This window comes from Ruegeria sp. AM4 (genome assembly GCF_056540665.1).
In genome coordinates this window covers 81,498-105,256 of record NZ_JBQFXD010000015.1, presented here as the reverse complement: position 1 = coordinate 105,256, position 23,759 = coordinate 81,498, and the positions used below count along the sequence as shown (strand labels likewise).

General features: G+C 58.7%; 19 protein-coding genes. 9 read left to right on the top strand and 10 right to left on the bottom strand.

All coding sequences use genetic code 11. The features are described from left to right. Positions 1-89 precede the first annotated feature (89 nt). From ACR0JA_RS20620 to ACR0JA_RS20605, 4 genes are all read left to right on the top strand, one after another. Positions 90-1,637 carry a trimethylamine methyltransferase family protein gene (locus tag ACR0JA_RS20620; RefSeq protein WP_480579170.1) on the top strand — a complete coding sequence of 516 codons (1,548 nt, stop codon included), beginning with the start codon at positions 90-92 and terminating at the stop codon, positions 1,635-1,637. Positions 1,638-1,745: 108 nt separating this feature from the next. Beyond that, positions 1,746-2,849, top strand: coding sequence for a mandelate racemase/muconate lactonizing enzyme family protein (locus tag ACR0JA_RS20615; protein ID WP_480579167.1), 1,104 nt, complete (start codon positions 1,746-1,748; stop codon positions 2,847-2,849). A 17-nt stretch (positions 2,850-2,866) separates the two neighbouring features. Then, a complete protein-coding gene (locus ACR0JA_RS20610; protein ID WP_480579164.1) occupies positions 2,867-3,598 on the top strand; it encodes an SDR family NAD(P)-dependent oxidoreductase in 732 nt (243 codons plus the stop codon). Continuing rightward, positions 3,595-4,329: an SDR family NAD(P)-dependent oxidoreductase gene (locus ACR0JA_RS20605; protein ID WP_480579161.1), complete on the top strand. Its 735-nt coding sequence runs from the start codon at positions 3,595-3,597 to the stop codon at positions 4,327-4,329. Before ACR0JA_RS20610 ends, ACR0JA_RS20605 begins: the two co-directional genes overlap by 4 nt. 9 nt (positions 4,330-4,338) lie before the next feature. Here ACR0JA_RS20605 and ACR0JA_RS20600 read toward each other — a convergent pair whose 3' ends face one another. The 4 genes from ACR0JA_RS20600 to ACR0JA_RS20585 are packed head-to-tail and all read right to left on the bottom strand — an operon-like array spanning position 4,339 to position 8,814. Then, positions 4,339-5,679, bottom strand: coding sequence for an NAD(P)/FAD-dependent oxidoreductase (locus ACR0JA_RS20600; protein WP_480579158.1), 1,341 nt, complete (start codon positions 5,677-5,679; stop codon positions 4,339-4,341). Beyond that, positions 5,676-7,172 (bottom strand): aldehyde dehydrogenase, encoded by a 1,497-nt coding sequence (locus ACR0JA_RS20595; protein ID WP_480579156.1) that lies wholly within the window; start codon positions 7,170-7,172, stop codon positions 5,676-5,678. Before ACR0JA_RS20595 ends, ACR0JA_RS20600 begins: the two co-directional genes overlap by 4 nt. A 5-nt stretch (positions 7,173-7,177) precedes the next feature. After that, positions 7,178-8,095 carry a dihydrodipicolinate synthase family protein gene (locus ACR0JA_RS20590; protein ID WP_480579153.1) on the bottom strand — a complete coding sequence of 306 codons (918 nt, stop codon included), beginning with the start codon at positions 8,093-8,095 and terminating at the stop codon, positions 7,178-7,180. An 8-nt stretch (positions 8,096-8,103) separates the two neighbouring features. Continuing rightward, positions 8,104-8,814, bottom strand: coding sequence for a GntR family transcriptional regulator (locus tag ACR0JA_RS20585; RefSeq protein WP_480579150.1), 711 nt, complete (start codon positions 8,812-8,814; stop codon positions 8,104-8,106). Positions 8,815-9,286: 472 nt separating this feature from the next. On the opposite strand from ACR0JA_RS20585, the gene ACR0JA_RS20580 reads away from it, so the two are divergent. Beyond that, on the top strand, positions 9,287-10,237 hold the full coding sequence (locus tag ACR0JA_RS20580; protein ID WP_480579147.1) for a GlxA family transcriptional regulator: 951 nt from the start codon (positions 9,287-9,289) through the stop codon (positions 10,235-10,237). A gap of 14 nt (positions 10,238-10,251) precedes the next feature. On the opposite strand, the gene ACR0JA_RS20575 is transcribed toward ACR0JA_RS20580, so the two are convergent. Next, the gene (locus tag ACR0JA_RS20575) at positions 10,252-11,370 is read right to left on the bottom strand and encodes a mandelate racemase/muconate lactonizing enzyme family protein (protein WP_480579144.1); all 1,119 of its coding nucleotides are present in this window, start codon (positions 11,368-11,370) and stop codon (positions 10,252-10,254) included. A 621-nt stretch (positions 11,371-11,991) separates the two neighbouring features. Here ACR0JA_RS20575 and ACR0JA_RS20570 point away from each other — a divergent pair. Continuing rightward, positions 11,992-13,815: a BCCT family transporter gene (locus ACR0JA_RS20570; protein WP_480579141.1), complete on the top strand. Its 1,824-nt coding sequence runs from the start codon at positions 11,992-11,994 to the stop codon at positions 13,813-13,815. A 492-nt stretch (positions 13,816-14,307) separates the two neighbouring features. On the opposite strand, the gene ACR0JA_RS20565 is transcribed toward ACR0JA_RS20570, so the two are convergent. The 4 genes from ACR0JA_RS20565 to bcoG all read right to left on the bottom strand — a co-directional run bounded on the left by ACR0JA_RS20565 (position 14,308) and on the right by bcoG (position 19,119). Beyond that, positions 14,308-15,816, bottom strand: coding sequence for a hypothetical protein (locus ACR0JA_RS20565; RefSeq protein WP_480579139.1), 1,509 nt, complete (start codon positions 15,814-15,816; stop codon positions 14,308-14,310). Between the two features lie 203 nt (positions 15,817-16,019). After that, the gene (locus ACR0JA_RS20560) at positions 16,020-17,444 is read right to left on the bottom strand and encodes a carnitine 3-dehydrogenase (RefSeq protein ID WP_480579136.1); all 1,425 of its coding nucleotides are present in this window, start codon (positions 17,442-17,444) and stop codon (positions 16,020-16,022) included. After that, entirely contained in the window at positions 17,441-18,205 is a 765-nt protein-coding gene (locus ACR0JA_RS20555) for an SDR family oxidoreductase (RefSeq protein WP_480579133.1), read from the bottom strand. Before ACR0JA_RS20555 ends, ACR0JA_RS20560 begins: the two co-directional genes overlap by 4 nt. After that, the gene (gene bcoG, locus ACR0JA_RS20550) at positions 18,202-19,119 is read right to left on the bottom strand and encodes a 3-dehydrocarnitine:acetyl-CoA trimethylamine transferase BcoG (RefSeq protein ID WP_480579130.1); all 918 of its coding nucleotides are present in this window, start codon (positions 19,117-19,119) and stop codon (positions 18,202-18,204) included. The genes ACR0JA_RS20555 and bcoG overlap by 4 nt, the downstream gene beginning before the upstream one ends. Positions 19,120-19,504: 385 nt before the next feature. On the opposite strand from bcoG, the gene nadA reads away from it, so the two are divergent. Genes nadA through nadC form a run of 3 tightly spaced genes read left to right on the top strand, consistent with a single transcriptional unit; the run spans position 19,505 to position 22,976 of the window. Further along, on the top strand, positions 19,505-20,557 hold the full coding sequence (gene nadA / locus ACR0JA_RS20545) for a quinolinate synthase NadA (protein WP_480579128.1): 1,053 nt from the start codon (positions 19,505-19,507) through the stop codon (positions 20,555-20,557). A gap of 8 nt (positions 20,558-20,565) precedes the next feature. Next, a complete protein-coding gene (locus tag ACR0JA_RS20540) occupies positions 20,566-22,131 on the top strand; it encodes an L-aspartate oxidase (protein ID WP_480579125.1) in 1,566 nt (521 codons plus the stop codon). Then, the gene (nadC, locus tag ACR0JA_RS20535; protein ID WP_480579121.1) at positions 22,128-22,976 is read left to right on the top strand and encodes a carboxylating nicotinate-nucleotide diphosphorylase; all 849 of its coding nucleotides are present in this window, start codon (positions 22,128-22,130) and stop codon (positions 22,974-22,976) included. The genes ACR0JA_RS20540 and nadC overlap by 4 nt, the downstream gene beginning before the upstream one ends. Positions 22,977-23,001: 25 nt before the next feature. Here the strand turns inward: nadC and ACR0JA_RS20530 are convergent, their stop codons facing one another. Continuing rightward, positions 23,002-23,730: a metallophosphoesterase family protein gene (locus ACR0JA_RS20530; RefSeq protein ID WP_480579118.1), complete on the bottom strand. Its 729-nt coding sequence runs from the start codon at positions 23,728-23,730 to the stop codon at positions 23,002-23,004. Positions 23,731-23,759: the final 29 nt, after the last annotated feature.

Below are 23,759 nucleotides of genomic sequence, written 5' to 3'. Positions count from 1 at the left end.
ATGTCGTTTCCTGCAACGTCGCATCGCATTCGGAGACGTGGGCAGCTGTCGAATCTCTCAATAAATGATTGAGATTGGAGATACGCCAGATGAATATTCGAACTGCTTCGCGCTCTGGAGGGCGCTCGGCGCGCCGTGCAATACGTACGGCGCCGAACTTTCAGATGCTACCCGGCCTGACCCGCAGCATTCCCGAATGTGAGGTGATGGATGGCAGCCAGGTTGAACGCATCGACGCCGCGGCCATGGACATTCTGGAAAATGTTGGTGTTCAGTTTCGCGACCCCATCGCGTTGGAAGACTGGAAGAAAGCCGGCGCCAAGGTCGTGGGCGAATTGGTCTATCTGGATCGCAACATGGTGCGCGAACTGATCGCGACCATCCCGGCCCAGTTTACCTATCATGCGCGCAACCCGGCCAATAACCTCAAGCTGGGCGGGAAGCACTCGGTGTTCGTGCCGATGACCGGTGCGCCGTATCTGCGCGATCTGGACGATGTGCGCCGCAATCCGCTGCTCGAAGATCTGGCGATGTTCCACAAGCTGAGCCACATGATGCCAGCTATGCACAGTTCGGCCCACCATATCGTCGAACCCTACGATCACCCGATCAGTCAGCGGCACCTGCGCATTACATATTCGTCGATGAAGTACTCCGACAAGATGTTCATGGGCATGACCACCTCGCCCAAGAACGCAGAGGACGTCATGGACATGTGCGATATCCTGTTTGGGGCGGATTTTATTGACGACCACCCTGTCACCACCGGCAACTGCAACGGCAACAGCCCGCTTGTCTGGGACGAGACGATGCTGGGCGCGATGCGTGCCTTCTGCCGCCGTAATCAGCCGGTTCTGTGCTCGCCCTTTGTTCTGGGCGGCGCAAACACCCCGGCGTCGGTGCCCGCCACGGTGGCGCAGCTGACCGCCGAGGCGCTGTCGGCACTGGCCTATACGCAGGTGATCCGCAAGGGGTCGCCCGCGATATGGGGACATTACCTGTCGACCGTGTCGATGAAGTCCGGCGCGCCGATGGCGGGCACGCCCGAAATCAGCCTGATGAACTTCATGATCGGGCAGATGGCGCGGTATTATGATGTACCGTGGCGCACCTCGAACACGTTGGGCGGAGCCAAGACGTTTGACGCGCAGGCGGGGTATGAATCCGCAACGACGCTCAGCGCAGTTCTTCACGCGGGGGCCAATTACATTTGGCATTCGGCAGGGTGGAACGAGGCTGGTATGCACTGCTCGGTTGCGAAGTTCATCGTCGACGCAGAACAATGTGCCATGGCCTATCGCATGGCCGAAGGACCGAAATGGGATGATTTCGATCAGGCCGTTGCGGCAGTTCCGGATGTTGGGCCGGGCGGACACTATCTGGGCCACCCGCATACCCAGGACAACTTCCAGACAGCGTTCTTCATGCCCGAGCTGTTCGACAATAACTCGATCGAGCAATGGCAGGCCGAAGGCAGCGTCGAAATTACCGAACGTGCATTGAAACACGCCAGGAAACTGCTGGCCGAATATCAGGAGCCGAAACTGGACGAAGCCAAGAACGAAGAGCTTCTGGACTATATCGCGCGCCGTGAACGGGAGATTCCGGCAGCCGACGAGTTGAACCAAAGCTACTGAAAAGGTCTACCCGATATTGCGCACCACTCAATCTGGTCGCAGTGTTCATTTGACCGCAGGGTTCTGTGGGCCCTGCGGTTCAGTCCTAAACAAATGACGGGAATTTCGATGAGAATATCCGAGATCCACATCTACCAGCATGATCTGCCTGTCAAAAACGGCCCCTACACAATGGCCAATGCGCAGGTCTGGGCACTGGATACGACCCTGATAAAGCTGGTTGCCGACAACGGGCTTGTTGGCTGGGGTGAGGTCTGTCCCGTTGGCCCGACCTATGCCGAGGCTCATGCGAAAGGCGCGCGCGCGGCGCTGGCCGAGATGGCGCCAGGATTGATCGGGTCTGAGGTGTTGCCGCTGACCCTGCACCGCAGGATGGAGGGGCTGCTGAACGGTCACAACTACGCCAAGGCCAGTATCGACATCGCGGTGCATGATCTGCTGGGCAAACATCTAGGAGTTCCGGTTTGCGATCTTTTGGGCGGCTCCAACACGAACAAGGTGCCGTCCTATTACGCGACGGGTGTTGGCGCACCCGACGATATTGCACGCTTGGCAGGCGAGAAGCTGGCAGAAGGGTATCCGCGCCTGCAAGTCAAAGTAGGCGGGCGTCCGGTTGAACTGGACATCGAAACCATTCGCAAGGTCTGGGAGGTGATCAAAGGCTCGGGCATGCGTCTTGCGGTCGATGGCAATCGGGGTTGGACCACACGCGATGCGCTGCGTGTCAGCCGGGAGTGTCCTGAGATTCCGTTCATCATGGAACAACCCTGCAACACGATCGAAGATTTGCAGAAGATCAGACCTCAGGTCAGTCACGCGATCTACATGGATGAAAACAGCACCAGCCTGAATACGGTGATCTCTGCAGCGGGCACCGGCTTGGTGGACGGCTTTGGCATGAAAGTCACCCGTATCGGCGGGTTGCAGCACATGTGTACCTTCCGCGAGATTTGCGAAGCGCGAAACCTGCCGCATACCTGCGACGACAGTTGGGGTGGCGACATCATCGCGGCCGCGTGTACGCACATGGGCGCAACCGTCCGGCCTGACCTGCTGGAAGGTGTTTGGCTGGCGGCTCCATACATTGAAACCAACTACGACCCGGAAAACGGTATCCAGATCAAAGATGGGCATATCGAATTGCCCACCGGTCCGGGGCTGGGCATCGTCCCTGACGAGGACCGGTTTGGTGAGCCGGTCGCGTCGTTCTGAAGGCGGGGGAAGATTACATGGACCTGACGGGAAAGGCGGCGCTTGTAACCGGTGCGGCCGGAGGTATCGGTGCATCACTGGTGGCGCGTCTGCGCGACGCTGGGGCACAGGTGGCCGTGGCGGATCGTACCGTGGATGGCCTCAAGGCCGACGCGCATCTGCCCGGTGATTTGCTGGACCCAGCTTATGCTGATGGATTGCCCGCGGCTGCGGCCCACGCGCTGGGCGCGTTGGATATCGTCGTCAATAACGCCGGTATCATCACCCGCGGTGCTGTCACGGCAACCTCGGATGACGACTGGTCGCTGTCGCTGGGCGTGAATGTCGAGGCACCGTTCCGCATCTGCCGCGCGGCGATCCCGATCATGGCCGAGACGGGCGGCGGTGCGATCGTCAACACGGCGTCCTGCTGGGGATTGCGCCCGGGACCCAATCATGCGGTCTACTGTATGACCAAAGCGGCCATCGCCTCGCTGACACAATGTATGGGTATGGACCACGCCCATCAGGGTATCCGCATCAATGCGGTTTGCCCGAACGAGGTGAACACGCCAATGTTGCGTTCAGGTTTTGCCAAGCGCGGTTTTGATCCCGATACCGCCGTCGCCGAATTGGGTCAGACAGTTCCTCTGGGGCGTATCGCCGAACCCGAAGATATTGCAGATGTCATCATGTTTCTCGTCTCGGACGCGTCACGCTACATGTGCGGAGCGCTGATCGAGGTTAACGGAGGGAAGCCTGTGTCATGAACCGGTTCGAAGGCAAGGTGGCGCTTGTCACTGGCGGGCGCAGCGGCATCGGAAAGGCCATAGCAACGCGTCTACAACAGGAAGGCGCGCGGGTGTTCACCGCGCAGCGCGGCGCGGATACCGTGTTCGAGAGCATCGCTGCCGATTTCACCGATCCCCTTTGCCCGGACCGGGTGATGGACGAACTGATCGGCAAAGCCGGTCAATTGCACGTGCTGGTGAACAACGCCGGAATGATGCAGGAGGCTTCGGTCGAGGACATGAGCCTTGAGGATTGGCAGCGTACCATAATGGTCAATCTGACCGCCCCGTTCCTGATGATCAAAGCGGCGCTGCCGCATCTGCGTGCAACCCGAGGCAGTATTGTCAATACCGGCTCGATCGAGGGGTTGGGCAGCAATCCCGGACATGCCGCCTATTGCGCCTCCAAGGCCGGGCTGCACGGGTTAACCCGCGCTGTGGCTGTGGATCACGGCGCTGAGGGTATCCGCTGCAACGCGGTGGCGCCGGGTTGGATCGATACCGAACTGAACGTAGATTTTGTCGAATCTATGCCGGATCCCGAGAGATTCCGCAGCGAAATCAGCCGCATCCACCCCGTCGCGCGTACGGGCGCGCCTGAAGAAGTGGCCGCGCTCGTCGCGTTTCTTGCAGCAGAAGAAGCGGGCTTTATCACCGGTCAGATCTATACGGTCGACGGTGGCCGTATGGCCAAACTCAGCCTGCCGTAACGGGCGGGCTTATTCCTTGCCCGACCGCCATTCTTTCCAGATCAGATAGCTGTTCGCCCCAAGCGCGGCGAACGGTTCCGGTGGTAGTCGAGACGGCCTCGGTTGAGCCAGAAAGTGATCGGCAATCTTGGATCCGCCTTGCGTGATCAATTCGGCAACACCCATACCCTGTAACGTGCCGCGCGCGATGCCGAGCCCGTTCTGGCAACAGGCCGAAAATACCCCGTCGTCCAACTCGCCAAACGCGGCGGACCCGTTGCGACTGAGGCACAGCATGCCCGCCCAACGGTGTTCCATGCGCACGTCCGGCAGATGCGGAAACCTTTCACGGAACTTGCGGTCATGCACCCACCCGGCGTTGCGCAGGCGCATGGGGCTGGTTTCGATTGTCGGATGAAAGCTGGAGCAAGTGCGGATCAGAATGCGATCCCCATAGCTGCCCGAAATGCGTCGGACCGACGTTCCCATCGGGTTGGCCGGCGTCACGGCCCAGCGCGTCTGACCACCCAGTGTTTTGATCTGTTCCGGAGTCAGCGGTTCCGTCATCGAAGCATAGAGACAGATATGCATCAGCCGTCTTTGATAGAATCCAAAGCTCTCGAGATGACCATTATTGGCCAGCGCGATGCGCCCGGTTGTCACCTTGGCTTTGGGCGTTTTGACGACCCAGCTGCTACCTTGCCGTTCAAAGCCGGTTGCGGGTGAGTTTTCGTAGACGCCGATCGTTTCGGCCAACCGCTGCGACAGCGCCCGGATATAGGCTGCGGGCTGGATCATCACGGTGCCCGGTGCATAGAGGCCCGAGGTATAGTGCGGGCTCCCGGTGATGTCCTGCATCTGTTGCTGGTCATACAACGTATACGGTTCGCCCAGTTGATCGAGATGGGTTGCGAATGCGCGGTTGTGCCGATCGCCCGCCCGGGTCGCGGCGGCGTTGAACTTTCCACAAGGGTCGAACATGTCCTGCGGCAATTTACAAAGCTCCGCGACCTCGGATGCAAAACCGATTGCCTTGCGGTTCAGCGCAATAGCGGCCCGATCCGCTTCCAGCCCGTCCCCGGCGTAGTTTTCCGAGGCCAGATCATGTGGCAGGTCGATCATGAACCCCGAATTGCGTCCGGCAGAGCCTTCGGCAAACCGCCCTGCCTCGAGCACAGTGACCTTCAGGCTTGGGTCTAGCTGCGTAAGGCGCTGCGCCGCGCTGAGCCCGGCAAACCCACCGCCGATGATGGTGACATCGGCGGTGTGATCCTCGGTCAGCTCGGGCAGGCCGGTCTGGGGCGGCAAGATTGCATTCCACCCCGCTGCACCGGTTTGCCGAGGGAGACGTTTGGCGTCATATCGGCTCACTCAACCGCCTCGTCAGCGTCGTCAGCCAAATCGATCCAGATGGTTTTCAACTGAGTGTATTGATCATGCGCATGGACCGAGTTGTCGCGTCCGCCAAAGCCTGATTGCTTGTAGCCACCAAACGGGGTCGAGATATCGCCCTCGCCAAAGCTGTTGACCGTCACGGTACCCGCCCGCAGCGCGCGGGCGCCGCGGATGGCGCGTTTGGCGTTGGAAGTAAAGAGTGACGCGCAAAGACCATAGTCTGTGTCGTTGCCAACCGCGATAGCCTCGTCAAAGCCCGAGATTTCGATCACCGACAGGATCGGGCCAAAGATTTCCTCCTGCGCCAGTTCGGTCGAATTGTCGGCAACTTCCACAACCGTCGCCTCGACAAATCCGTCCTCTGCCTTGCCACCGATCACCACGTTCTCGGCCTTGTCGAGATAGGAGCAGACCTTGGCAAAATGCGCCGCGGACACAAGCGCGCCCATGCGGGTTTCCGGGTCCAGCGGGTCGCCGACATTCCACTGTTTGGTATGATGCGCGATGCGCTCCAGCAACTCTGCCTTGACGTCCTTGTGCACGATCAGGCGCGAGCTGGCCGAGCAATTCTCGCCCATGTTCCAGAACGCGCCATTTACCAGATGCTGGGCGACGCGATCCAGGTTCTCGGCATCGTCCATGACGATGGCGGGGTTCTTGCCACCCATTTCCAGCACGATCTCTTTGGCGTTCGACTCTGCCGAATAGGTCAGGAATTTCTTGCCAGTGACGGTCGATCCGGTAAAGGACACCATGTCGATATCCATGTGTCGGCCAATCGGCTCACCGACATCAGCGCCGCCACCGGGAACGACATTGAGAACGCCTGCCGGAATACCCGCCTCCATCGCCAGTTCGGCCACGCGCAGCGCGGTCAGCGTAGTTTCAGCGGCGGGCTTGATGACCAGCGAACAGCCTGCGGCCAAAGCCGGACCGATCTTCCACGCCAGCATCAGCAGCGGGAAGTTCCAAGGCAACACCAAGCCTACCACGCCGATCGGTTCGCGCACGACCATGGCGATGTGGTCATCGCTGGCAGGGCTGACCTGATCGTATATCTTGTCGACCGCCTCGGCATGCCATTTCAGGCAGTGGATGGTTTCGGGCACATCTACGGTTTCGCAGTCGTAGATGGTCTTGCCGCTGTCGATGCTTTCCATCACCGCCAGCTCACGTGCGTTACGCGTCATCAGTTTGCAGAGACGGATCAGAACATCCTTGCGTTCGGACGGGTGCAGTTTCGACCAGCGACCATCGTCAAACGCTTCGCGCGCCTTTTCGACGGCAAAGTCGACATCTTCGGCGCCGCAAGCGGCGATTTCCGTCATAGTCTCTCCGGTCGCCGGGTTGGTGCTGGTAAAGGTCTTGCCGGAGATCGCCGGGCGGAACCCGCCATTGATGAAGGCATTGTTGGGCAGGGTCAGCCCTGAAGCGATGGATTTGTATTCGTCCTGTGTCAGCAGATCCATGTCTCTTACCCCTCGGCCACGATATCGGCGATTTTGCGTTTCAGAACGCGCATGACCTGTTCCAGCGCGCGTTTGTCATCTTTGTTCAAACCCTTCAGCGGCGCGCGCATCGCGCCCGCGTCGATCCCGTTTATGGTTACGCCATGCTTGATGGTCTGGATGAACTTGCCGCCCTGTTCCAGCACGCGCATCAACGGCAGCATCGCGCTCATGATCCGGCGACCCTTGTCGAAATTCCCTTCGACGACACAAGCATTGTACAGCGCCACGTGTTCCGTCGGTAAGAAGTTCGATCCGCCGCAAACCCAGAACGGCGCACCCCAGGCAAAGAATTCCAGCGCCTGATCGTCCATACCGCAGCCAAGTTGGATATGCGGATAGTCCCGCGCCAGCAGGTGCACCCGGTTGATATCACCCGAGCTTTCCTTGATGCCGCAGAAGTTGCGGCTGCGTCCGACGCGGTCAAGGAACTCTTCCCCCATCATGGTGCCAGTACGGTGCGGATAGTTGTACAACATCACCGGCAAGTCTGCCGCTTTGTCGATTGCCAGAGCATTCAGCGCGTTTTCCCGGTCGGTTGGCACCGAATAGGCCGGGCTGGCCAGCAGAATCGCATCCGCGCCGATCTCGCGCGCGCCAGCAGCCAACGCAACCGAGTCCGGTGTCATCATTGCGCCGGTACCGACAACAAGCGGCAAACGGCCCTTGAGGCGTTCATGGGTGAACTTTGCCACCTCAAGCCGTTCGGCGACGGGTTGGGCATAGTTTTCACCGGTCGATCCGCCCGATATCAGGCCGTGCACGCCATTTTCGATCAGATATTCGATCACATCCGACAATGCGTCCCAGTTTACGCTGCCGTCCTCGTGAAAGGGGGTCACCACAGGGGTGTATATCCCTTCGAATTTGAACAGGGGTGTCATCTAAGTCCTCATGCAGGGGTTTTGCGCTCCACAGAACCCAGCGGCATGTCCAACCCGGCGGGCATGACAAACAGCTCGATCCTGTCACGCGACAGGTTCCAATGATCTATTGCCAGTTGCGCTGCGGCTACGTCGTCACCTGCTTCGATAGCGGCGATAATGGCGTCATGCTGTGCGCTGGCTTCACTCAGGCTTTCCACCATCTGGTGATCCTGCGGGCGATAAAATGTCATCCCGATGCGGGCGTGATCGATCAGCAGTCGCTGAAAAGACGGGGCAAGGTAGATGTTATCCGCCATCTCGCCCGTGATTTCGTGAAACCGGTTGTTGGCCATTGCGCGTTCGGCGCCCGAGCCGCTGCGCAAGGCGGCTTTGAAAGTCATCTGCGCCTGTTTCAACTCGGCGATTTGCGGTTCGGTCGCGTGTTTGGCTGCCAATTGCAACACAGCGCCATACATCATTGGCGCGGCAAGAAAGAAATCCCGCAGGGTCATGTGCGACATTTCACTGACCCGCGCTCCGCGATTTTCCCGCAAATCGACATAGCCTTCCCCTGCCAGCTGGCGCAGAACCTCGCGCAGCGGCGTACGGGACAGTTCGAACTCTTCCGACAGACTGGATTCGTCCAGATCAGCGCCCGGTCGCAGCGTCAGCGTCATGATGGCGGCTCTCAGGTACTCATACAGTTCTGTTTTCTTACGTTTGGATGCGTCTTTCATTCCAATCTCCGCAGTTGCATCCGCGCGATTCGACCGGAAAGGCGGTCATTTTTGCCTTGCAACCATATTGTCTTTCGGATGTATTAAAATAAAATACAAAATGTGTACAGAAAAAACCGCAAGCTGTTCAAGCGCGGATACCAAAGGAACGGCCTTGATGGATATTGAATGCGCGGCGGCATGCGGCACTGACGGAGATCGCATCGTTGCAGCTAATGACCTTCGATCAACCAGCCCGAATGCACTCTGTGGCGACATGGGTCAAAATTGACATGGGCGCTGTTTCGACACAGAAATAAACCAGCGGGTGGCAGCTCTTCCAGGCCTGTCACCCCCTGGATCGTAGCAAACTACACCAAACAAGACAGCTGCCTCGTTCCCCGCCTGCAAAGCAACAAAAACGGGCCTGTTCGAGCTGAAAAGAGAGCGGGGTTTGCCCCCGCAGATGTTGCGACAAGAAACGAAGGACGCCATGCCCAAGCCCCAGCATTTTGTCTTTTTGCTCATTGAAGAGTTCTCGCACCTGGCGTTTTCCTGTGCGGTCGAACCGCTGCGGATCGCGAACCTTGTGGCCGGTGAAGAGCTGTATGAATGGTCGATCTTGTCCGAGGACGGGGAAACGGCGACTTGCTCGAACGGGACGAAGACCGTTGTTGATGGCGGTATTTCAACAATCCCGAAATGCGACCGGATATTCGTTCTGTCGGGCATAAACATGCAGGCGCACGCCTCGCGTACCTTGTTGGCTACCCTCAGACGGCAACGCGCGATGGGAACCCGGATCGGAGCTTTATGCTCTGGCGCGTGGCTGCTTGCCGAGGCCGGCTTTCTGGACGGGTCCGAGGCGGCGATACACTGGGAATATCACGACAGCTTTATGGAGGCGTTTCCCGAGGTCAATCTTGTACGAAGCGTATTCACCGTTGAAGGCAAGTTCATCACAGCTTCTGGCGGCACCGCCACCGCCGATCTGATGCTGCATCTGATCGAACAGGATCACGGTTCCGATCTTGCCGTGTCGATCTCGGATCAGATGGTGTACAACGCTGTTCGCAATTCCACTGCAGAACAGAGGGTGTCGATCCAATCGCGAAGCGGGATGCGCAATGCCCATCTGGCCAATGCGATCCAGCTTATGGAACGCAGTATCGAGGCACCGGTCTCGCCATCGGAAATTGCCGAGGAAATCGGAATTTCAACCCGGCAGTTAGAGCGGTTGTTCGGCAAATACCTAAACGCTTCTCCCAAGAAGTATTTCATGGAGATGCGTCTGGATCGCGCGCGCAAACTGCTGTTGCAGACCGAGGCTTCGGTGACCGAGGTGGCGCTGGCCTGTGGGTTCAAGAACCCGGGCCATTTCTCACGCGTCTACCGAACCAGCTTTGGCGTCACGCCGCATCTGCAAAGGAACAAGATCGGGTAGGTCGAGATACGGCCTCACCACGACGCAATAGGGTCGCCCAATACCGAACGGTCGACCGTGATCCCAAGCCCCGGTGCAGTCGGAGGCAGAACGCCGCCATCCTTTACCGGTGCATCAAATGCCGCCGTTTTCAGTGTCACCATGTCCCGGCAATCCAGAATGCAGCGCAGATAGCGTTCGGGCACCGTAGCACCAAGATGCACGATTCCGGCAAAGGCAATGGCAGAGCCAACCGTATCCTGAACGCTGATTGTCAGACCCGCAGAACGGCAGATGTCGCGATGGCGACGTCCCCGGGTCAGGCCACCTGCCTTTGAGATCTTCAGTCCGATCCCGTCCGCGATGTCCTGGGACACGATCTGAGTGATATCCTGATCCTGCTGCGCCAATTCATCGATGATGATGGGCACATTGCAGCGTTTGCGCAGAGACAATGTCTCGCGCCAAGAGGCGCACGGTGCCTCAAGTACAAAGTCCAGCCCGTCGGGCAGCAGTCGAAGCATGCGCAGCGCGGTTTCGGGCATCATGCCACCATTGGCGTCGACAATGAAATACTCCCCCGGTTGCCGGTCGGCCAGCGCGGTCGCGATCCGGTCGGCATCCAACGCAGGCCCACCTTCGGAATCCAGCGCGCCCACCTTGATCGAGTGACCAAGGTATCCCATCGCGCGGTGTTCGGCGACACGCTGGCGCATATCCTCGGGATCACCGGCGTAAATTGACGAGATTGTCGGCAGGCGATTTCCGGTCGCACCGCCAAGCAATTCGCAAACCGGCATATTCACCGCCTTACCGAACACGTCCCAGCAGGCGATATCCAACGCGGTCTTGGCGTGATTGTGACCAACCAGCGCCTCGTCCATCGTGTCATTGATGCGATCGACCTGGCGCGGGTCACGACCTATCAGATGCGGTGCGATCTCTTCGATGCCGGCGCGGACCCCGCGCGCATGCGCAGCGATATAGGTTGATCCGAACGGGGTGCTTTCGCCCCAGCCCTCCAAACCGGTATCGGTCTCGATCCGCACGATCGCTGCGTCAAAGCTGTGATATGCGCGCCCGCCGGACAACTGGTAGGTTCCGCCCGCATAGGGCAACGCGACTTCGAACAGTTCGATCTTACGTATCTTCATCCGTGACCCCCGGGCGGTTCCAGAACCAGTTCTACAGTGCTTATACCGGCAATAAAGTCTTCTCGGGCAGACGCAATATCCTTGTGCAGAGAGGTGGCGAACCGTGCCGAAGTTAAATGATCCATTCACCTTCGGAATGTAGACGGTCCACACGTATTTGTTGGGGATCGCATGTCTTCGGTTTAGGCTGATTCATCTGAGTTTTAGTTTTTTTGTCGTTGTGCACCTCATAAATATAGCTTGAAGCTGCGTTTGACCGTTATGTTTCGACTTATGTCGTCAAAATTGACGAATGTGTCGGTTCTGACCGAACGCAAGTGTTGCTTAATCTGTAGTGAGGCAGACCAAGAAACCAAGTGCTCAAGCTGTCGCCACGGGCGCTTTTGCCGAGCCAAAACTGAAGGGCACGACGTGTATCGTACGATGTCGTCGTGACCCGGAACCGCTTAATGGGAAACGCCTGAAAACAGGCTGCTTAATCGGAGATTGTCACGAAACACCACTTACGTACGCGGAAACGTCATACGAACTGTGGAACGTCTCGACCCCTGGACGCAAACAAAATGAACTCGCTGCGCTGGCAGCCAAAAACAAAGAATATAATCGACACGGAGGAACAATATGTCGGTACCCGAACCCTTCACTGATCTCGAGATAGAAACGGCGGACGCCGGTTTCTACGAGAACTACAGCGTTCCCATCGCGCTGATCAGTAAATCAATCATGGTCGCCCTCGTGCTATGGGCACTTGTTTTCCCGGCCAACGCCAATGGCACGCTGGGCAGCCTGAACAGCAAACTTCTGGAAAGCTTCAACAGCTTCTATGTGGTCATTGTCGGCCTGTTCTTCTTCTTTCTCGCAATCGTGGCGCTGATCCCGTCCACCGGCAAGCGGATCATGGGTACACCGGGAGAGAAGCCAGAGTTTTCGAATTTCTCGTGGTTCTCAATGATGTTCGGAGCCGGTTTGGGCGTTGGCCTGATGGTCTTTGCGACCGCTGAGCCACTGGGCTTGTGGGGATCGAACCCGGTTGTGGTTGCCGGAGACGTTCCGGGCAATCAGCCCGAAGCGATCCAGTCAGCCTATCGGTATACATACCTGCACTACGGTTTCCATGCCTGGGCCATCTATGTGGTGACCGGTCTGTCGCTGGCTTACTATGCCTATACACGCGACATGCCTCTGACCATTCGCGCGGCTCTTACACCGCTGTTCGGTCGCCTGATGAATGGCTTCCTTGGCCATCTGGTCGATGTGCTCGGTGTTGTGGCCACGATCCTGGGTGTTTCGGTCACCATCGGATATGGCGTCAGCCAGTTCATTGACGGTGTCTATGCCATCACGGGCATGGAATGGGTCATGAATCTGGGCGGAGAGGTTCCGACACCCAGCAAGGTTGGCCTGATCTCGGGTCTGGTCGTCATCATGGGGCTGTCTATCATCTCGGCTGTTTCGGGTGTTGGCCGCGGCGTCAAATACCTGTCGAACCTGAACCTTGTGCTGTCGATCATCCTGCTCGGTACGTTCATCATCTTCGGTTCGTTCGTCTTTGCCATGACCACCTACGGCTCGGCGATGGTCGACTATATCCTGCACTTCCTTTCGCTCAGCTTTGGCGCCTATGGCCCGCTTTCGGCGGAAGCCTTTGCAGCGGCTCTGCCGGCAGAGGCGCAGGCGCATGCCGCCGACCTGATGGGCGGCGCGACCAACGCCTGGGGCAGCTTTGACGGCTTCAAGAGTGGTCTGGAGGGCGCAGCGGCCGAACTGGACGAAGCAACTCTGGCGGCAGCTTACGCAGCCGGTGAGCAGGGTCGCCAGTTTGGCTGGCAGGCCGGTTGGACGACCTTCTACTGGGCCTGGTGGATTGCGTTCTCGCCCTTTGTTGGCCTGTTCCTGGCGCGCATCTCCAAGGGTCGTACGGTCCGCGAGTTCATCCTGGGCTGCGTATTCGCACCGGCGCTGGTGTGCTTTGCCTGGATGACTGTTCTGGGCGGCACCGCGATTGATCTTGAGCTGGCAGGCGCCGCAGAAGGCGCGATCATCGGGGCATCGAACACCAACAAACTGTTCGTGACGCTGTCCTACATGATCGACGGTGGGCTGCTGTCCATGCTGAACGTCATGTGCGTGATCCTGATCATGACCTTCCTGGTGACGTCTGCAGACTCGGGCATTCTGGTGATGAACACCATCATGTCCGGCGGAAGCCAGGAGACCGGCATCAAGCATCGCATCATCTGGGGTGTGATCCTGACCGCCGTGATCGGAGCCCTGATCCTGGCGGCGGGTGAAAACAACCCGATGGACGCATTGCGGAACGCGATGATCATCGGCGCTTTGCCGTTCACCATGGTCATGGGCCTGATGATGGTCTCGCTTGCCAAGGCGCTGTATCGCGACAGTCAGCGAGACAAACACGCAGCATCGGCGCAAGCGGCCGAATAAACCTGATGCGAACAATCAGCGCGCCGTCTTGAAAAAGGCGGCGCGTTTTCTTTTGGAAAGCCAGATCCTCCGGTTTCTCGCACGCTGCGCTTGAGGGCGCTGCCGAAATTTCTAGAGCCAGATATGTGCCCGAGGGTCCAATTCGAGCGTTGGAAACGTTGTCGTTCCAACAATGTGATGAAGCTTGGTTCCAACCGGCGCTTTAGGATCAAAAAAACCGGCCCAAGGGCTCTGCCAGGTTGCGTCTTCTGCCAATGCCAGCTGGGTCAGGACGTTGGCGCAACCAACGAAATGAAGTTCGCTGCCGAACATGACGCTGTCATTGTAGAGACCCAGGCCCTGGGTTCAACTACTACATGATCGGCAATCACAAGAAGCTGATTATTAATACTAGCGGCATTTATGATGCATTCAGAGTCAACGCGTTTAGGGCTTAACGTGGGATACCAAAATGCGAGTTTTGTCAGTCTTCCACGGGAGTGGTTTATGCGGCTAGCGCGCTCGGGCTTTCCTGCGAAGCTTGGTATATTCGCCATGGTAGGGAAAGTCGCCAAGACCAAGGTCATGGTAAGAGACCATACTGCGAACGAGGCCATTTCTAAGCCGCGATCTGGGCCGAACGGCTGCCGTCAGTTGGATCAGGCGCCGATCATTGAATGGGTTGACGACAAAGCCGTCGACAAATGCCGTGAATTCGAGCGTTTGAGAGGACGGTAACCAGAGTTCGATATGTGCCAGGTCATAGAGGCGGGTTCTTGCTTGCAACGGCAGCGTGTCCATCCAGGCCTGATACCGGGCGACCAGCTGGTCATAGATGCTTGCCTCCTCTTTGGTTCGCGTTGCATCGGGCCATTGTCTGCGCAGCGCAACGACTCCGGTCGTCGCATTTATTGGCATGCGCACGACGCCGCGCCGCCACTTGTTGGCGCGGGTCATCTCAACGCCGGTGCCGCGCAATACAACATCGACCCGGGGCGAGGCGGCTACAAACCGAATCCAGGCCTGACGCAAGCCGTAGCACCATCCTGTGCGCAGCAGGGATCTTTGGTATTCGGCATCAAACTCCTCATCCGTCATGATGTTTTGGATGCGCGGGGATTGCCGCGTAAGCACCAGAAACGGAACGCTGAGGTATTCGGCCAGAATTCGACCGAGTTCCGAGTCGATCTTTGTCGACCAGTTCAGGTCGTAGCAGTAAAAGCTCTTGATCTTGTCGAGCACCGGAATGGCGCTGCCCAATATGATGCGAGAGTCTCTGCCGGCAGTTATCGGAAGGGCGCAATCATAGGTCTCGGCCAGGGCTGCGACATTGCGCGTCATGCGTGCTGAGGCTTGCTCGAACAGCGCCTCTTCGTCGTCCCGAAGGTTCTCGAACTCGGTGTGTTCGTGGGGCCAGAACCGGTGCTGAGTGACGTCGGCCAGGTCCAGATAGTGGTTGGGGGTCAGTCTTGTGACATTCTGGTCGCTGGTGTCGCCAAACAGCAGGAACTGCTTACGCGCCTCGACCTTTTCGAGGTCGTAGCCAGGTGGTGGATCAAGCTCGCCTGACACGGCAAGGGCGACGCTGGATGCAACGACTTTGGTGTTTGTGTTGTAGACAACCGGTAGGTTGCCCGAGGGATCGCCGTAGACACGCAGATCGCCGGTATGCGCCGTAAGGATCACAAACCGCCCTGCCAAATCCTCGATCCATTGGTCCAGCGTATTGTCTGGGCCCAACTCTGCTTTTTCGCCCAAACACGTGCCTTCCGGCGAAATCGCAATGCCAAAAACGTACCCGAACAGATTGCCGTTCTGATCCATCAATCGACAGCTTGGCAGCATCGGACAATGTTCGATGAACCAGCCGCCAAGCTGTTTGTCGCACCATGTTGGATCCAGCGACGCCGGCGATTGTGCGGCGCGAAACTGGTATCTGAATACCTGCGTAAAATCCCAGCCTTCTGCTTTGCAGCGTTCATTTGCCAGGGATTTGGAAGAACGCGTCTTTGTGTTGTTCATTGTGATACTGGAAGAGTTCGCCCGACTTTTTCAGAAGGATGCGCACGCCCAATCGGGTTTCGCAACAGGAGTAGGTGGATTTTTCGAAGAAAACCCATCGAAAGTGGGAAAAACGCTTCCGAACGCGAATGTTCCGGGCCGGCGTCTTCCATCGATATCGAAAGAAGACGCCAATCGCCCAATCTGGCCGGGTTAGACTGGGGTCAACCTCTTTGCCCAACGTACCGCCCTGCGCCCTCTGGCAACGGCAGTTCGGCGTGGCTTTGTGCGTGGGCTGCAAGCTTGGTGGCAACATCCTCGGATGGAAGAGAGGTTTTGCGCGCGTTCAGATCCATGTGCAGCAGCAGCGTCTCGACTGTCGCGGCTACCTCTCCATTTTGTCCGTGCAGCCGGTGGAACAGGTGCATGATCTTGCCGTCACCGCGCAAGACCTGAGTGGTTACCGTAAGACGGTCACCGGCATGCAGTTCTGACTGATACTGCACAAAATTCTCGACCGTGAAATAGCTGTTGCCAGCTGCCACATAATCGGCATCCGCACCGATCATCACCATGAACTGGTCGGTCGCTTGGGCCGAAACTTCAACATAATGAGCCTCATTCATGTGGCCATTATAGTCTGTCCAGCTTTGCGGGATTACGCGATCGACAGTTATTGGCAGGTCGTGGCCTTCCGGGTCAGGGAAGGTGGCTTCGTGAGCATTCAGAACACTGCCGGCGCCGCTGTCGGTCTTCTTCAGCGCGCGCATCATGCCGATCAGGTTGTCGTCGCGCAGGCGTTCAAGCTCGCGGATGGACATGTGACCGGATTGCGCATCCGACTGGCCGGCGATCAGGTCGACCAATTCGTCGGTGAATTCGGGCACATCCATCAGCTTGGTCCAGGGCCACTCCAGCGCGGGTCCGAACTGCGCCATGAAGTGCTTCATCCCGGCCTCGCCGCCAGCGATCCGGTAGGTCTCGAACAGACCCATCTGCGCCCACCGGATGCCAAAGCCCATGCGGATTGCTTCGTCGATCTCTTCCGTCGTGGCAATGCCGTCCTTGACCAGCCACAGGGCCTCGCGCCAGACCGCCTCGAGGAAACGGTCCGCAATATGCGCGTCGATCTCTTTGCGGACGAACAGAGGGTACATACCGATCGACCGCAGAATATCTGACGCCTTGGCGCAGGTATCAGCATCACCCACCAGTTCGATCAACGGCAGCAGATAGACCGGGTTGAAAGGGTGCGCAACGACCACGCGGCCACCCTTTTCGTTCAGTTCAGAGGGTTTGAAACCCGAGGTCGATGAGCCGATAATTGCATCGGCCGGGGCCAGATCGTTGATCTGGGCGTGGATCTTGTGCTTGAGGTCCAGACGTTCGGGAACGCTTTCTTGAACCCACGCAGCCCCTGCCAGTGCCTCGCCCACATCGTCATGAAAGGTCAGAGTGCCTTCGGCAGGCAATGCCTTGTCGTAAAGCGCGGGCAGGGCGCGTCGGGCGTTGGCCAATACCTCGCCGATCTTGCGTTCCGCTTCAGGGTCGGGATCAAAGACTGATACGTTCCACCCGTTCAGCAGGAACCGGGCAGCCCAGCCGCCGCCGATGACGCCGCCGCCGAAGATGGTTGCTTTCTGTGTCATGGGGCAAGGGTCTCCGTATGGCCATCAATGGACAAAATCTGTCCGGAAATCTTGTTGCCTGCGTCCGAGGCAAGGAAATGAATGCTGTTCGCGACGTCCTGGGCGGTGACCCATGTCTTCATGGATACTCCGGTCACATAAGCAGCCCGCATTGTGTCTATGGATTCACCGTGGGCCACCGCTTCGTTGGCCAGCACACGCTCCATCCTGTCGCCCTCGACCGCGCCCGGGCAGATTGCGTTGACGCGGACCCCATGGGGGCCAAGTTCCATCGCCAGCGTCTTGGTCATGCCAATGACAGCCCACTTTGCCGCAGCATAGGGTGAACGCATGGGGTATCCCATGATGCCCGCGGTTGAGGAGGTCATCGTGATAAGACCGCCTTTCTGCGCCTTCATCACGCGTGCTGCCCAGCGACAGGTCAGATAGGATCCATGCAGGTTGGTGGCGATGCAGTGTTGCCAGTCATCGTAACGCAGATCCTCGATCGCTCCGGCAGGGCCGCCGGTTCCGGCATTGGCGCAGACCACGTCGACACCGCCCCATTCAGCCTCGACCGCATTCAGAAAGGCGTCCATATCCTTCTCGGAGGTCACGTCAGCCACGGCTGCGATCGCTTTGGGATGCGCCGTGGCAAAGTCATCAACCGCAGAAGGGTCAGCATCGCAGATTGCGATGCGCGCGCCGTCCCGCAGGAACCGTTCGGCGATGGCACGTCCGATACCGGACGCGCCTGCCGTGACAAGAACGCGCTGGTTCATCTGACGACAGGCGCGCGTTTTGTCAGGCCCAGTTTTTCGCGCACCGCCTCGGGTCCGATGATCTTGGCGCCCATGTTCTCGACTATTGTCACCGCGCGCTCGACCAGTTGCGCGTTCGTTGCCAGTACACCCTTTTCCAGAAACAGGTTATCCTCCAGGCCAACGCGGACATTGCCGCCAGCCAGAATTGACTGCGCAACATAGGGCATTTGATCTCGACCCAGCGCGAAGGCCGACCAGGTCCAGTCGGATGGGACGTTGTTGACCATCGCCATGAAGGTGTTGATGTCGTTCGGCGCCCCCCATGGCACGCCCATGCACAATTGAACCAATGCGTTGGGTTCCAGAATCCCCTCGTTCACCAGTTGCTTGGCAAACCACAGATGTCCGGTGTCAAAGGCTTCGATCTCGGGCTTGACACCCAGGTCGGTCATCATCTGACCCATCGCCCGCAGCATCCCGGGGGTGTTGGTCATGACATAATCGGCTTCGGCAAAGTTCATGGTGCCGCAGTCCAGGGTGCAGATTTCGGGCAGGCATTCTGCGATATGGGCCATCCTCTCGGTCGCTCCGACCATGTCGGTCCCTGCTTCGTTGACCGGCAGCGGATTTTCGGTCGAGCCGAATACCATGTCCCCTCCCATACCTGCGGTCAGGTTCAGAACCATATCGACCTCGGCATCGCGGATACGGTCGGTGACCTCGCGATAGAGGCCCGGATCGCGCGCGGGCGCGCCGGTTTCAGGATCGCGCACGTGGCAGTGAACAACGGCCGCACCAGCCTTGGCCGCATCGATTGCAGAATTCGCGATCTGCTCGGGCGATCGTGGCACATGCGGGGATTTGTCCTGAGTGCCGCCCGAGCCGGTTATGGCGCAAGTGATGAATACGTCACGGTTCATTGCGAGGGGCATGTTGCTCTCCTTCGATCGACATTTGAGGTCTGGCTGGCCCAGAGATAGGCCAATACTCCGGGGTTTGCGGGGTCGTTCAGTGCTCATCCGGGTCGCGTGAGCGTAGCCGGGGCATAGTTGCCAGATCGATACATTTTTCGTCTATCCAGAACCATTTTTCGACAAATTGACTGAAAGGCCCGAACAAAGTCGCAACTCAATTGATTGATCAATGGCCAAACAATGACAATTGGTTCCGATCTCGCGTCCTCGTCGGGATCGGTTCAGTCAGAACATTCTGCGACAAATTGCTAATTCGGAATATCGTTCTGGTCCCGGTGGTGGCCATTCCGAAACAAACTCAATATTAAAGGCGCCACGTGTTCATCAGGCAGAAAACAATCCCGTGTTCGACCTACCGGCGCAGCGTGCGCATCTTTCCGAGAAATACGATCTGACCCCATCGCCCGAGTTGGCGGCAAGCATGAGCGGTCTCTACGACCGCATGTCGCGTGTGGTCTCGCCGATGGACTGGGCGATCTATGCGCCCTACATCAAGGCAATCAACGATCTGAAGGTTCAGCGCAACGCGGTCATTCTGGGCCACAACTACATGACGCCCGAGATTTACCACGGCATATCCGATTTCGGTGGCGATAGCCTGCAACTAGCCATCAAGGCGACCGAGGTCGAGGCGGATGTGATCGTGCAATGCGGCGTTCATTTCATGGCCGAGACATCCAAGATTCTAAGTCCCGAAAAAACCGTGTTGATGCCGGATATGGAAGCCGGGTGTTCGCTGGCGGAATCGATCACGGCCGACGGGATAGAAGAGATGCGCCGCCGCTATCCGGGCGCGCCGGTCGTCTCATATGTGAACACCACAGCCGAGGTCAAAGCGGCCTCTGATATCTGTTGCACCTCATCCAATGCAGCGCAAATCGTCGCTGCGCAGGACAGCGACACGGTTATCATGACGCCGGATCAGTATCTGGCACAGAATGTCGCGCGCGATGTGCCGCAGAAAAACGTGGTTTGGTGGGAAGGCTCATGCATCGTGCATGAGCAGTACAGCGCCAGCGATCTGCGTGATTTCCGTGAATGGAATCCAGGCACCCGATTGATCGCGCATCCCGAATGCCCACCGGATGTGGTGGCCGAGGCCGATTTCTCGGGCTCCACCAGCGGGATCATCAAATACGTCACGGATGAAAAGCCCGAAAAGGCGCTGCTGATCACAGAATGCTCGATGGCATCCAACATTGCCGACGAGCTGCCCGAGGTCGAGTTTGTCGGCCCCTGCAACATGTGTCCCTACATGAAGAAGATCACGCTTGAGAAAGTGCTGTTTGCGCTGGATACAATGACCGGTCAGGTCGAGGTCGATGCGGAGATCGCAGACAAGGCGCGCCTGTCGGTTCAGCGCATGATCGACCTGTCACGCAAGCTGGGCCTCTGATCGGGGCAATGCAAACCGTCACCACCTCACGTGTGGTTATCATCGGTGCCGGTCTGGCTGCGGTGTACGCGGCGTTGAAACTGGCACCGCGCCCGGTTGCCATCCTTTCGCCGGAACCGCTTGGCTCGGGTGCAAGTTCGGCCTGGGCGCAGGGCGGGGTTGCCGCCGCCATGGATCCTGCGGACAGCGCCGAAGCACACGCGGATGACACGATGCGCGCAGGTGCAGGGGTTGTGCTTCGCGATGTGGCCGAGTTTGTGACCCAAGCCGCGCCGGATCACGTTCTTGATCTGTCTGATCTTGGCACAGGATTCGACCGCACCGCCGATGGGGGCTTTGTCCAGTCCCGCGAGGCTGCGCACTCGGCCGCGCGCGTTGTGCGGGTCAAGGGCGATCAGGCCGGGACTGAAATCATGCGTGCGCTGATCGCGGCGGTGCGCCGGACGCCATCGATCCAAGTCATCGAAGGCGCGCAGGCCATTGGACTTGAAAGCGATGGATCGCGGGTCAGTGGGGTCTACCTTACCCGGGCGGACGCGCCGGATGCGCAACCGCTGCTGCTGCGCGGTGCAGCACATGTGCTTGCTGCGGGCGGTTCTGCCGGGCTGTATGCCCGAACGACAAACCCGGCCCGGATTCGGGGGCAGGGGATCGGCATGGCAGCCCGCGCAGGCGCGCAGATTGCAGACGCCGAGTTTGTGCAGTTTCATCCGACCGCTATTGACGCGGGTGAGGACCCGGCACCGCTGGCGACCGAGGCGTTGCGCGGCGACGGCGCGGTTCTTGTTGTTAAAACAGGGCACCGATTCATGCCGGAGCTGCATCCGGATGCGGAATTGGCACCGCGCGATATCGTCGCCCGTGCCGTTTACCTGCAATCCGAGGCTGACCGGCGCCCGGCGCTCGATACGCGTACAGCGCTTGGGTCTGAGATTGCTGAACAGTTTCCTGCCGTGACCGAGGCCTGCCGCCGCAATGGTATTGATCCCGTTTCGCAAACGATTCCAGTGGTGGCCGCTGCGCACTACCACATGGGTGGTGTGGCCACGGATATGTCGGGTCGCAGCTCTCTGCGTGGGTTGTGGGTTTGTGGCGAGGCGGCCTCGACCGGGCTGCACGGGGCCAATCGGTTGGCTTCAAATGGCCTGCTGGAGGCACTGGTCTTTGCCCGCGCCTGTGCGCTGGATATCGCCGCCGAGGTGCCTGCGAGTGATGCGCCGACACTTGAACTGGCGCTTCCAAAAGGGGTGGACGGAAACCAGGCGGATACGGTCGACAAGCTGCGGAATTTGATGACTCGATTTGTTGGCGTGGTGCGTGACGGTGCTGGACTGCGTGAAGCCCTACGTGGCATCGCGGCGCTCGAAGCTGATAACGCCGGGTCACCGTCCTTTCTCAACATGACCGCGACGGCCACCCTGATCGCGGCTGCGGCGCTTTTGCGTAAGGAAAGCCGAGGTGCGCATTACCGGTCCGATTTTCCACAGACCAGGCATGAGCCGGGCCAGCGGTCCATGCTGACACTGCAAGATGCCATCAAGATACGCGACAAAATCGCAAAGGAAGCCCCATGACCGTTCCCGCTCTTCCCGACCTGATCCTGGAACCTCTGGTGCGTTCGGCGCTGATGGAGGATTTGGGCGCAAATGGCGACATCACCTCGCAAACGGTGATCCCGCCCGGCGCGACCTATCGCGCCCGAATGAACGCGCGCGAGGATACGGTGGTCTCGGGGATGAAGCTGGCCGCGATGGCTTTTCGGCTGGTCGATCCCGCGCTGAAAGTGACCCACCTTGTGCAGGACGGGCAGCGTCGCGCGCGTGGGGAAACGTTGATGGAAATCGACGGCAATGCAACCTCGATCCTGATGGCCGAGCGGGTTGCCTTGAACTTTGCTGGGCGTCTCAGTGGGATCGCAACCGCGACCTCTGGTCTGGTGGCCGAGACCATCGGAACAAAAGCGCGTATCACATGCACCCGCAAGACGACGCCGGGACTGCGAATGGTTGAAAAGCAAGCGGTGTTACATGGCGGCGGGTTCAACCATCGCTTTTCGCTGTCCGATGCAATTCTGATCAAGGACAACCACATCGCCGCCGCAGGCGGTGTACGCGCAGTGCTTGAGGCCACGAAAGCCCGCGCCTCGCACATGATGAAGGTTGAGATCGAAGTCGATCATCTGGACCAGCTGGCGGAGGTTCTCGAAGTTGGTGGCGCAGATGCTGTGTTGCTGGACAACATGACACCTAGCCAACTGGCCGAGGCGGTGGCGCTGGTGCAGGGTCGATTGACGACCGAAGCCTCGGGCAATGTAACCCGCGAGACTGTCGCGAAAATTGCGGCAACCGGAGTGGATTACATCTCGTCCGGTGCGTTGACGCATTCCTACCGGACCGTTGATCTGGGGCTGGATTTTTGACACCCGGCGCCGATTTGCGATTGCATTAGGCCAAGACTGGGCTGCGTCCGTCCGCCCCCAGAACCCAACATTTGGGTCCATCGAAAACAGCGACGGTCAATGCATGACCATAGCCTGCGCCGGTGTCGAGATTGATCCGGTTTCCGTGATGTTCCGGCCTGCGCACAGGCGTGTGCCCATGCACCACCAGCCAAGGATGAGCGGCCCGGTAGTCGAGAAACGCCTCGCGGATCCAGATCATGTCGTCGGGATCCTGCTGGCTCAACGGTACCCCGGGTTGAATACCCGCGTGAACGAACAGCATGTCGTTCTCAAGATGATAGGGCTGAAGCTGGCGTAGAAAGTCGATGTGGGCTTGCGGAACGGCGGCCTTGGCGCGGGTGTGTACCTGATAGGTTCGATCACCATCTGCCACTTCGACCCCGTAGGATTTCAATGTCTCAATCCCGCCAATGCGGGGATGCAACCAGTGATAGCCAAGCAGTAACCTGGCATCATTGCGCGGGTAGTCTTCAAGGAACATCGCGCACATCTGATCGTGATTGCCCCGCAGAAAGATCCAGTCACGCCCTTGGCGTTGACCCTGCAGCAACAGGTCCAACACAGCGGAGCTGTCCGGCCCCCGATCCGTGTAGTCGCCCAGAAAGACGATTCTGGCATCGGTGCCGCCGTCAGCTTCAATGCGCGCCAATGCTTCGAGCAGCATCTCGTGCTGACCGTGGATATCCCCAATGGCGTAGATGGGATCAGACATCGCGCTCACGTCAAGCCAGCATCATGGCA